Below are 1,245 nucleotides of genomic sequence, written 5' to 3' on the forward strand. Positions count from 1 at the left end.
TGAACTGGCCTAATGATTTTGGACACTTCAATCGGGCGCTATGATGGCGCCCAAATCTGAGGTGTTTGGATATGCGTAAATCTTATTCCAGTGAGTTCAAGCTCAAAGCTGCCAGCATGGTGCTGGACGAGGGCCAGTCAGTTCCCGATGTCTGTGCCAGTCTTGATATTGGCCCTACCGCCTTACGCCGTTGGGTCGATCAAGTTCGCAAAGAGCGCCTGGGTTCGACCCCGGAGGGGGCCAAGGCGATTACCGCCGATCAGCGAGAGATCCAGCAGCTTAAAGCGTTGCTCAGGCAAAAAGACTTGGACATTGAAATCCTAAAAAAGGCCAGTGCTCTCCTGCTTTTGGACTCCAAAGATCATTTTCGTTGATCAACGAGCTGGACGAGCAGTACGGCGTTAACAACTGCTGTCGGGCGTTTGGAGTCAACCGCAGCAGCTTTTACGCCTGGCGTCAGCGCCAAGGCAAGGTGAAGCCTGAGCGGGAGAAACTTAAAGCCGTGCTGGTCGAGCATCACAAGGAATCCAGAGCGTCCGCTGGGTCTCGCACCCTTTCCAAGGAGCTGCAAGCAAAGGGACATCGTGTCGGGCGACATATGGCTCGTAGCTTGATGCGCGAAGCCGGAGTCTCGAGTCATCAGCGACGGCGGCACAAGTACAAATCTTCCGGCGTGGAAGCTCTGGTGGCACCGCATGTGCTCAAGCGCAAGTTTGATGTCACGGCGATCAACCAGGTGTGGTGTGGCGATGTGACGTACATCAAGGTCGGCAAGCGCTGGATGTATTTCGCGGCGGTTCTGGATCTGTTCGCTCGCCGAATCGTGGGATGGTCGTTTTCAATGATTTCCGATGCCACGCTGACCTGCGAAGCGTTGCGAATGGCAGTTCAATTGCGAGGCCGTCCAAAAGAGGTGTTGTTTCATTCCGATCAAGGTTGCCAATACACCAGCCACAAATTCAGGAACGAGATGCGCAAGCATGGACTCCTGCAAAGCATGAGTCGTAAAGGTGAGTGCTGGGACAACGCCCCGATGGAGCGTTTCTTTGGCAGCCTGAAATCAGAGTGGGTTCCAGAGGGCGGCTACAGCTCGGAACATGAAGCCCGCGTGGATGTGCAGCGTTATGTGATGCGCTACAACAACGTCAGACTCCATAGCTACAACGACTACCGGTCGCCGGTAGCTATGGAGAAACTGGCGGCGTGAAACCTTAACTGGTGTCCAGAATTACTTGACCAGTTCAG

2 protein-coding genes are annotated in these 1,245 nt (G+C 54.4%); both read left to right on the forward strand.

Going from position 1 to position 1,245, the window contains the following annotated elements:
* The first annotated feature begins 71 nt into the window (after positions 1–71).
* The gene (locus AC6CIA_RS26300) at positions 72–374 is read left to right on the forward strand and encodes a transposase (protein ID WP_257605426.1); all 303 of its coding nucleotides are present in this window, start codon (positions 72–74) and stop codon (positions 372–374) included.
* Entirely contained in the window at positions 371–1,207 is an 837-nt protein-coding gene (locus AC6CIA_RS26305) for an IS3 family transposase (RefSeq protein WP_498316067.1), read from the forward strand. The genes AC6CIA_RS26300 and AC6CIA_RS26305 overlap by 4 nt, the downstream gene beginning before the upstream one ends.
* Positions 1,208–1,245 lie beyond the last annotated feature (38 nt).

This window comes from Pseudomonas sp. GQ91 (assembly GCF_059758795.1).

Bases quoted from the DNA above. Each gene is read 5' to 3' on its own strand.
- AC6CIA_RS26300 (WP_257605426.1), top strand. From the start codon at position 72: ATGCGTAAATCTTATTCCAGTGAGTTCAAGCTCAAAGCTGCCAGCATG.